We start from the raw sequence: 8,353 nt of genomic DNA on the forward strand, positions 1-8,353 counted from the left end.
AAGGGCGATAAAATTATCGTTCAAACTCCCGTATATCCACCGTTTTTTCACAGCGTATTGGAGCATGAGAGAGAGCTTTTGAAAAATCCTCTCAAGCAAAGGGATGACGGAAGCTACACATTTGATATAGATGATTTGAAGTCAAAGATAGATGAGAGAACAAAACTTCTGCTTTTGAGTTCTCCGCACAACCCTGTGGGTCGTGTTTGGAGAAAAGAGGAGCTTGAGGAGATACTTGAAGTGTGTCTTGAGCACAACATAGTACTCTTTAGCGATGAGATACATTGCGACCTGATTTACGAGCCAAACAGGCATATACCGTTTGCCTCGCTTAATAAAAAGGCAAGAGATATAAGCGTAACTGCGATAGGAGTCGGCAAGACATTCAACATGGCGGGATTTGCCATAAGCACTATTGCCATACCCAACAAAGAGCTAAGAGCTAAGTTTTTAAAAGTATATAACCGTATCCACTTTGCGCAGGGAAGTTCGCTCTCACATGTTGCTTTTGAGGCGGCGTATAGAGGGGGCAAAGAGTGGCTTGAAGAGCTAAAGGAACATCTTGCAAAAAACTTCTCCATGTTAAAAGAGCTTTGCGATAAATACCCTATAAAAATCACGCCAATAGAGGCCACATATTTGGCTTGGCTTGATTGTAGAGGCTTGGAGTTGCGCGACAAGGAGCTAAGAGAGTTTTTTGTAAAAGAGGCGAAACTCGGTCTTAGTGCGGGGATAAGTTTTGGCAGAGAGGGAAGCGGCTTTATGAGATTGAACTTTGCCGTCGGTTCTGATAAAATGTTGCAAATAATAAAGAATCTAGAAAATGCACTAAAAAAACATAGGAAGCAAAATTGATTGAGATAAATTGGGACGAGTTTAAATTTTTTAAGCAATACAGCGAGAAAAAAGATGATAATTTTGAAGTGCTGTTAGATTTTTTAAAAAGCTACTACAGCATGACAAATATAAAAGAGATGTATGAGACGATGGCAAACGATGACATTGCACAGATGATGCTAAATAAGCGGGAGATACACTCAGTGGAGGAGTTAGAGAAGCATCTCTTTAGAAACTTCAATGTCGCAAAATGATCCAACAAAGATTGCCAAGTTTTTAGCAAAACACCACGTTTTGACTCTGGCTACATCGGATGGACTAGAGCTTAGCGCGTGCAATCTTTTTTATGCCTATGATGCGCAAAAAACCTCATTTGTGGTCGCAAGCAGCGATGAGACTGAGCATATAAAAAATATCTCCAAAAATTCATCAGTAGCAGGAACGGTTGTTCTGGAGACAAAAACTGTCGCAAAGATTGAGGGAGTTCAGTTTAGGGGCGAGTTTTTTGAGCTCCGTGATGAGGAGTTAAAGAGGTTATATTTTAAAACCTTTCCCTACGCTCTTGCTATGAATCCAAAGCTTTGGCAGGTAAAAGTAGACTACTTTAAGTTGACCGACAACACTCTTGGGTTTGGCAAAAAGATTATTTGGCAAGCTTCTTTTCTTTAAACATAGAACAATCACTTCCGCTGCTTTGAAATACGACGATTGAGGGTATTTGAGCTGATTTAAAGCCATAAGCGCGGCATCCGTGAGGTCTTGAAGCCTCCCACGTAACAAAATAGTATTCACATCTTCTACAGTTAATTCTTTTCATATATATCTCGGTTTTAAGTGCGCTATTTTAGCATATTTGGTACAATGCTCTAATAAAATAAAGCAACTAGTTGCGTGAGCCTTATGCTGAATAAAACATAGCGTTCAGAAAAAAATTTAGTTTTTTTCTAAGTCATGCTTTAGCATAGAAGCGTAGATAAAGGAATTACTTCCTTTGTCGTGATAAAATAATGGGAAAAAGGTTCCCTTAAATTTATGAAATAAATTAAAGGAAAAATAGTGGATAAGATATTATTGATGTTGCAGTTACAAGCATCTCTAAATGAGGCAACAAACGGCGATAAATGGACTGAGGGAATCACTAAGAATGGCAAGGTAATTAACTGGAGACGCTGCATCTATATGGAGTGCGCGGAGATGATAGACTCTTTTACATGGAAGCATTGGAAAAACATTAACCAAGAAGCAGATTGGGATAATCTTCAGGTTGAGGTTGTGGATGTTTGGCACTTTATTATGAGTCTGGCGATAGAGAACTACTCACAAACCCTAAGAGGGCAGGTTGAAGATCTGGCGATAAACATCTCAGAGTCTGAGAGTTTTAAAAAGATAGATACCCAAGAAGAGTTCTTTGCAGGGCAGGATGAGACTATAGAGATGATAGAGTCGATTATGATAGATACGCTCTCAAGAGGTCTGCTTGACCTTGAGAAACTTATATCAGACTTTTTTGATTTAGTGATTATGAGCGGACTTAACCTAGAGAGCCTCTATAAGCTTTATGTAGGAAAAAATATCTTAAATCAGTTTAGACAAGACAACGGTTATAAAGATGGAACATATATTAAAGTTTGGGCGGGGGAGGAGGATAACGTTGTTATGAAGAAAATTTTAGAGCAAAACAGCGATATAAAACCTGATGATCTCTATAAAGAGCTTACCAAACTCTACTTGGCGTTAAATAAGAGCTAGTGTTTGAGCAATATATTAGAAGTTGAAAATCTATCGTTTGGATATAAAAAAGAGCTGCTGCTTTTTGGGAATCTATCGTTTTCTCTGAAAAAAGGGGAGATAAAAGCGATAGTAGGAGCCAGCGGGGCGGGAAAGAGCACTATCTTTGAGCTAATTCTGGGCAATCTAAAACCTCTTAAGGGGAGCATTAAAAGCTCCTTCTGCTCTGAGGTTTTTCAAGATCCCTACAGCTCTTTTCATCCAAGCTATACGCTCTTAAATCAGATAAAAGATGTGGCAAAAGTTGATGAGATTGAACCATACTTAAAAAATATAAACCTTGATTATGAACTGCTTTTAAAACTGCCTCATGAACTCTCAGGCGGACAGCTTCAGCGTGCCTCAATTCTGCGTGCCATGCTTATGAAACCTGAGCTGCTTCTGCTTGATGAGCCTACTTCCGCACTTGACAATGTTATCCAGTTAGAGGTTATGAGTATGCTTGTAAAACATCTTGATAGAATGGGGATGCTTCTTATTACGCACGATTTAGATTTGGCAAAATGGTGCGCTGATGAGATTATTATGCTTTGAGAAAATACTTTACTATATAAAAACCGCCACCAGCCATAAATATGGTTCCAAAAGCGTTAAGAGATATATTAAGCAGTGCTAAAAGAATATGTCCGCTGTTTAAGAGGAAAAAACTCTCTATGGCAAAAGTTGAGTAGGTGGTGAGTGCTCCTAAAATTCCTGTTGAGAGGAAAGACTTTGCATGCACAGAGAATATGGTCGTATACATAAAGTAGGCTATTAGCATACCCATTAAAAAACTGCCGATTAGGTTTACTCCAAGTGTTCCATAGGGGAGGTCATGAGGCACTCTGTGGGAGATGAGACCGTTAAAGTAGGCTCTAAGAACAGCGCCGATAAAACCGCCGCTACCTATGGCTAGGATTGTTTGCCAGCTCATTATCATACACCTTTTGCATTTTTACTTTTAAATCATTTAACCAGTTCTCATCACTTTTGTCTGCCACAAACGACTCTAAAAAGATTGCTTTTATTCGCCCCGGTCTATAGTAAAAATTTTTTATATTGTAGTATCTTGATGTCTGCATTAAAACCACGGGCTGAACACGGAGTTTGTAGGCGTCGGCTACAATTTTTGCTCCTGCTTTAAATGGCAGCATGGTATCTTCTGTGGAGCGTGTTCCCTCAGGAAACATTGTTATGACTCCTTTTGTTTTAAGAACGCGCTTTGCATCTTTTAGAAGTTTTATAAGTGACGTTTTGCTCTCTCTAGAAACTGCTATATCTTGCGACATTCTCAGAATCAAACCAAAGAAAGGAAGATCAAAAAGCTCTTTTTTTGCAACCCAAGTAATGTCTCTTGAGGTAATTGTCTCCATTATGACAATATCTAAGTCGCTCTGGTGGTTTACTAAAAACATCTGAGCCTCAGGATCCTCTTTGCCTTTAACTTCAACTGTGAAAAATATACCTATTCTAATAAGCCAGGCAGAGAGTTTTCTGCTGTATGGCCTAGGCAGAATGTGGAATGTAAGTAACATAATAGTAAGCGAAGTAGCAATTATAATAGTTGCAAAAAGCCAATTAACGTGAGCAAATATCTTCATTTTTTATCCAACCTACCTTTTCATTCTCAAGACGTACTTTTATCCAACCATCTACCTCATTCTCTTTTTGGAGATGATAGCTCTCTTGAGCAGTCTCAAATATTGTTCCGTTATAAAGAGGAAGAAGATAGATGTTTGACCCCTCATTTAAACACACCTCTTTTGAAGGAAGACCCGTATATATTATATATGTCAGCGGAAAAAGAATAAAAAGAAGATAGATATACTTTTTTCTCCACAAAATAATAACAGAAGCGATTACCGCTACCGCGCCCGCTATTGCCATTTTTAGCATCTCTCGAGATTGATCTTTTGGTTTCAGATCGCTTTGTGTTGCAACGCTGTCATCATCTACTACAATCGGTATATATATAGGGATAAATCTGTTTTTTTCTAAATTAAAGTATGAAAATGATAGATTTTCCAAATTTTTGTCTATTACTGCATAGTATGTTATTTTTGAGTCAAGGTATGATTCGCTAGCAGACTCAATCCCCTGTTTATAGGCACCGTGTAACTTAAGAACAGAGATATCACAGTTTGTAGCAGCGGCTACAAACACTACTATATTGCGTGCATTGTCATAGCTTGTGGTCTTGTACTCTAGTATCTCAAATGAGTTTGCTACTATATTTGAGAAATCTTTTTTAGGATTTAGTGAAACAACATTCAATTTTTGACCAAGAAGAGCAGTGCTTCTGTAAACTTCGTCGTTATTGCCTATGAGGGTTGCGGTAAAATCCGGAAGTCTAATGCTCTGTGAAGTGGCTAGGAAATGAAAAGTTTCATAGAAATATTTGGAATCTTTTTTTCTTTTTGGAAAGTCACTCAAGAACTTTAAGCCTTCTGAATTAGAGAGCGTATAGGAGATGTCCATAAAATCTTTAACGGTAGAGAGACTCTTGATGGTTACGGTAAATATCTCGCCTTTTAAAACTCTTGAGGGAACCTCTTCATAGCTTAGATAGATTACCTTTGGGAGACTTCGTATCTCCTCTTGGGCAATAAAAGTTGTTTGGTTAATATTCTGGGAATCGGTATAGCTACTTGTATCTGAACTCTGCGTTGCATTTGCAAGCGAGGCACTAAAGATAAAAAAGCATGCTAATAGTAAGAGTCTCACGCTTTTAAAAACCCTTGAAGCATCTTGATGCCGTCACTACTTCCAAGAAGACTCTCCATAGCTCTCTCAGGGTGTGGCATAAGACCAAAAACGTTTCTCTCTTTGTTGCAGATACCGGCAATAGAGTCTACGCTTCCGTTTGGATTTTTATCATCCCCGTTTGCATCGCAGTACTTTAGAAGAACCTGATTGTTGTCGTATAGCTCTTTTAATCCATTCTGATCTATGTAGTAGTTTCCGTCATGGTGAGCAATTGGGATATTAACGACATCGCTGTTATCTAGTTTTTCTAAAAAGATATTATCATTGCTGATAACTTTTAGATGATGGTGCTTTGAGATAAAGTGCAAGCTCTCGTTTCTCTTAAGAGCACCCGGAAGCAATCTCGCTTCGGTTAGCACTTGAAATCCGTTGCAAATTCCCAAAACTTTTCCGCCGCTCTTTGCATACGCAGTTACTGCCTTCATAACAGGAGAGAATTTTGCAATAGCACCGCTTCTTAGATAATCTCCGTAGCTAAATCCTCCGGCAACCACTAAAAGGTCGGTGTCGGCTGGAACACTCTGCGACTTGTGCCACAAAATCTCTGTCTTAGCACCAAGTTTCTCAAAAGCATATTGCGCATCATACTCGCAGTTTGTTCCGGGAAACTGTAAAATAGTTACTTTCATTTTACCAGCTCTATATTGTAATCTTCAATTACCGTGTTTGCAAGAAGCTCTTCGCACATCTTTGTAACATCTGCCATCGCCTTTGTCTCATCACTCTCATCAAGATTTAGTACTATCTGCTTTCCTACACGAACATCGCTAATATTGTCAAAGTGCAGAGACTCTAGCGCATGATACACGGCTTTTCCCTGAGAATCTAAAACACCCGCTTTTAAAAATACGTTTACTATAACTTTCATCATCTCTACTTCCCCAAAATTCTATTTAAAACTTGCTCATAAGCAACAGTTAGTCCGCCTAAACCTTGGCGAAATCTATCCTTATCCATCTTCTCACCGCTTGCCACGTCCCAAAAACGGCAATTATCAGGGCTGATCTCATCTATAAGAATGATATTGCCGCTGCTCTCTTTTCCGAACTCAAGTTTAAAGTCCACTAGATTAAGACCTTTGTCTGCAAAGTAAGGCTTAAGAATATCATTTATCTGTCTTGCCATACGGCGAAGTTTATCAAGCTCATCTTGAAAATCAACTAAACCAAGGATTAATGCATGCTGGTCATTTAGCTTAGGGTCACCCAAAGCGTCATTTTTATAGTCAAACTCAACAAGCGCAAAAGGGAGAACGGTTCCGTCTTTGATGCCGAGATTGCGGCTTAAGCTTCCAGTTGCAATGTTGCGAACGATAACTTCTATGAGAATAACCTTTGTCTTTTTATGCAACATGTGATTGTCGTCTAACATCTTTATGAAGTGAGTCTGTATACCCTCTGCCTCTAAGAGCTTAAAAAGTTCGGTTGAAATCTTGTTGTTAAGCGCGCCTTTGCCTGCTTCACTTGATTTTTTCTCACCGTTAAATGCGGTTAAATCATCTTTAAACTCTGAGATAAGAAGATTTTCATCATCAGTTGTAAACAGTTTTTTTGCCTTTCCCTCGTAGAGCAGCTCTCTCTTTTGCATCTTTTTATAGTCCTTTTGTAATGATTAATGCTTTTAAAATATCAACACCAACTTTTAGCTGCATGTCTTTGTTTATAATCTCATCTGTTATGATATATTTTGAGTCTTTTTGCGCCTCTTCCTCTTCTTTTTTACCGTCAACTTTCTCTAGTTCTTCTTCTAAATGCTTCTTTAAGTCAGCCTCTTTTATTGCAAATTCATTTTTATGCGTTGTAACTTCACCGGGAAATACTTCTATATCCGGTTTTACTCCAAGTGCTTGGATGGTTCTTCCGCTTGGAAGGTAGTATCTTGCAATGGTTAGCTTAATAGCTTCCTCATCTGTTATAGGAAGAACTACCTGAACACTCCCTTTTCCAAATGTGTTTTGACCTACAACGATAGCGCGTTTATGGTCTTGGAGCGAACCGCTTACAATTTCGCTCGCACTTGCACTTCCGCCGTTTACTAGCACAACCAACGGAACATCGGTTATGGTATTTTGAGATTTTGCGGAGTATGTCTCATCGTCGGCTTTGTTTCTCCCCTTCTGTGAAACGATATCTCCATCATCTACAAAAAGGTCTACAAGACCGACCGCTTGGTCAAGAAGTCCTCCTGGATTGTTTCTCAAATCAAGAACAACTCCTTTTGTCGTCGGCTTTCTCTTTTTTATCGCTTTTGTAACATCATCTACCACTTTTTTGTCAAAACTTGTTACGCGGATATATTGAATGTCATTGCCTATAGATTTTGCATATACGGACTCTATGGTAATTACTCCTCTTACTATATTTATAACTAGAGGCTTGCTCTCTCCCTCTCTGACAACCATTAACTCAATGGGAGTGCCGACTTTTCCTCTCATGATGGAGACCGCTTCATCAATCGTCATGCCGAGTGTGGACTCTTTGTCTATTTTTAAAATGATATCACCGGCTTTGATGCCTGCTTTGTCCGCAGGAGTACCTTCTATGGGCGCAATAACCGTAAGTGCACCGTCTCGTACGCCTACAGTGATGCCAAGACCGCCAAATTCACCGTTTGTTTGGACTTTTAAACTTTTATAATCTTTTTGAGAGAGATAGTTTGAGTGAGCGTCTAAGTTACCCATCATCCCCTCAAGCGCCTTGTCCATCAACTCTTCAATAGTAACATCATCCACATTGTACTGCTCAACAATGCTTATGACTTTTGTGAACTTTGCTAAAGACTCAAGTCTAGAAGCCTCTTTGCTCTTTTTGTTTTCATCTGCGGAGGCAAGAAGGTTTGTAGAAAACACTAACGCTAACGCAACCGTTACCGAGGCAAAACCAAGAGTAAGCAACTTTTTGTTTTTCATTATTTTTCCTGTATTAATTAAAAAGGACATTATAGTAAAAAGCTGTTTAAATAACAACTTTGTTTAGGGCGCCTC

General features: G+C 39.0%; 13 protein-coding genes. 5 read left to right on the top strand and 8 right to left on the bottom strand.

Annotated features, from left to right (window positions below):
• The 3 genes from IBX42_RS10195 to IBX42_RS10205 all read left to right on the top strand — a co-directional run.
• Nucleotides 1–855, top strand: an 855-nt coding sequence (locus tag IBX42_RS10195; RefSeq protein ID WP_294932572.1) for a PatB family C-S lyase, incomplete at its 5' end; no start/stop codon positions are given.
• Nucleotides 852–1,091, top strand: coding sequence for a hypothetical protein (locus tag IBX42_RS10200; protein WP_294932574.1), 240 nt, complete (start codon nucleotides 852–854; stop codon nucleotides 1,089–1,091). The genes IBX42_RS10195 and IBX42_RS10200, both read left to right, overlap by 4 nt.
• Entirely contained in the window at nucleotides 1,078–1,506 is a 429-nt protein-coding gene (locus IBX42_RS10205; protein ID WP_294932576.1) for a pyridoxamine 5'-phosphate oxidase family protein, read from the top strand. Before IBX42_RS10200 ends, IBX42_RS10205 begins: the two co-directional genes overlap by 14 nt.
• Here IBX42_RS10205 and IBX42_RS10210 read toward each other — a convergent pair.
• Nucleotides 1,481–1,654 carry a uracil-DNA glycosylase gene (locus IBX42_RS10210; RefSeq protein WP_294932578.1) on the bottom strand — a complete coding sequence of 58 codons (174 nt, stop codon included), beginning with the start codon at nucleotides 1,652–1,654 and terminating at the stop codon, nucleotides 1,481–1,483. The two genes, IBX42_RS10205 and IBX42_RS10210, sit on opposite strands and share 26 nt — an antisense overlap.
• Before the next feature lie 239 nt (nucleotides 1,655–1,893).
• Between IBX42_RS10210 and IBX42_RS10215 the strand changes: the two genes are divergently transcribed.
• Together IBX42_RS10215 and IBX42_RS10220 are read left to right on the top strand one after the other, a co-directional pair.
• Complete coding sequence (locus tag IBX42_RS10215; RefSeq protein ID WP_294932580.1) at nucleotides 1,894–2,586, top strand: dUTP diphosphatase; 693 nt, start codon at nucleotides 1,894–1,896, stop codon at nucleotides 2,584–2,586.
• Nucleotides 2,587–2,589: 3 nt separating this feature from the next.
• The gene (locus IBX42_RS10220) at nucleotides 2,590–3,159 is read left to right on the top strand and encodes an ATP-binding cassette domain-containing protein (RefSeq protein WP_294932582.1); all 570 of its coding nucleotides are present in this window, start codon (nucleotides 2,590–2,592) and stop codon (nucleotides 3,157–3,159) included.
• Here IBX42_RS10220 and crcB read toward each other — a convergent pair.
• From crcB to IBX42_RS10255, 7 genes are read right to left on the bottom strand one after another with little or no spacing between them, the layout of a single operon-like run.
• Complete coding sequence (crcB, locus tag IBX42_RS10225) at nucleotides 3,149–3,538, bottom strand: fluoride efflux transporter CrcB (protein WP_294932584.1); 390 nt, start codon at nucleotides 3,536–3,538, stop codon at nucleotides 3,149–3,151. The two genes, IBX42_RS10220 and crcB, sit on opposite strands and share 11 nt — an antisense overlap.
• Nucleotides 3,507–4,205, bottom strand: a complete 699-nt coding sequence (locus IBX42_RS10230) for a lysophospholipid acyltransferase family protein (RefSeq protein ID WP_294932586.1) — start codon at nucleotides 4,203–4,205, stop codon at nucleotides 3,507–3,509. The genes crcB and IBX42_RS10230 overlap by 32 nt, the downstream gene beginning before the upstream one ends.
• Nucleotides 4,183–5,328: a hypothetical protein gene (locus IBX42_RS10235; RefSeq protein ID WP_294932588.1), complete on the bottom strand. Its 1,146-nt coding sequence runs from the start codon at nucleotides 5,326–5,328 to the stop codon at nucleotides 4,183–4,185. Before IBX42_RS10235 ends, IBX42_RS10230 begins: the two co-directional genes overlap by 23 nt.
• Nucleotides 5,325–5,999 (bottom strand): phosphoribosylformylglycinamidine synthase subunit PurQ, encoded by a 675-nt coding sequence (gene purQ / locus IBX42_RS10240; protein ID WP_294932590.1) that lies wholly within the window; start codon nucleotides 5,997–5,999, stop codon nucleotides 5,325–5,327. Before purQ ends, IBX42_RS10235 begins: the two co-directional genes overlap by 4 nt.
• The gene (purS, locus tag IBX42_RS10245; protein WP_294932596.1) at nucleotides 5,996–6,238 is read right to left on the bottom strand and encodes a phosphoribosylformylglycinamidine synthase subunit PurS; all 243 of its coding nucleotides are present in this window, start codon (nucleotides 6,236–6,238) and stop codon (nucleotides 5,996–5,998) included. The genes purQ and purS overlap by 4 nt, the downstream gene beginning before the upstream one ends.
• 5 nt (nucleotides 6,239–6,243) lie before the next feature.
• A complete protein-coding gene (gene purC, locus IBX42_RS10250; protein WP_294932592.1) occupies nucleotides 6,244–6,957 on the bottom strand; it encodes a phosphoribosylaminoimidazolesuccinocarboxamide synthase in 714 nt (237 codons plus the stop codon).
• Nucleotides 6,958–6,961: 4 nt separating this feature from the next.
• Nucleotides 6,962–8,278: a S41 family peptidase gene (locus IBX42_RS10255; RefSeq protein WP_294932594.1), complete on the bottom strand. Its 1,317-nt coding sequence runs from the start codon at nucleotides 8,276–8,278 to the stop codon at nucleotides 6,962–6,964.
• Nucleotides 8,279–8,353 lie beyond the last annotated feature (75 nt).

This window comes from Sulfurimonas sp. (assembly GCF_014859695.1).
Lineage (GTDB): Bacteria > Campylobacterota > Campylobacteria > Campylobacterales > Sulfurimonadaceae > Sulfurimonas.

What these genes read in the sequence shown, in the direction of transcription:
- IBX42_RS10205 (WP_294932576.1), top strand. Translation starts at nt 1,078, where the DNA reads ATGTCGCAAAATGATCCAACAAAGATTGCCAAGTTTTTAGCAAAACAC.
- IBX42_RS10210 (WP_294932578.1), bottom strand. Translation starts at nt 1,654, where the DNA reads ATGAAAAGAATTAACTGTAGAAGATGTGAATACTATTTTGTTACGTGG.
- crcB (WP_294932584.1), bottom strand. Translation starts at nt 3,538, where the DNA reads ATGAGCTGGCAAACAATCCTAGCCATAGGTAGCGGCGGTTTTATCGGC.
- IBX42_RS10230 (WP_294932586.1), bottom strand. Translation starts at nt 4,205, where the DNA reads ATGAAGATATTTGCTCACGTTAATTGGCTTTTTGCAACTATTATAATT.
- purQ (WP_294932590.1), bottom strand. Translation starts at nt 5,999, where the DNA reads ATGAAAGTAACTATTTTACAGTTTCCCGGAACAAACTGCGAGTATGAT.
- purS (WP_294932596.1), bottom strand. Translation starts at nt 6,238, where the DNA reads ATGAAAGTTATAGTAAACGTATTTTTAAAAGCGGGTGTTTTAGATTCT.
- purC (WP_294932592.1), bottom strand. Translation starts at nt 6,957, where the DNA reads ATGCAAAAGAGAGAGCTGCTCTACGAGGGAAAGGCAAAAAAACTGTTT.
- IBX42_RS10255 (WP_294932594.1), bottom strand. Translation starts at nt 8,278, where the DNA reads ATGAAAAACAAAAAGTTGCTTACTCTTGGTTTTGCCTCGGTAACGGTT.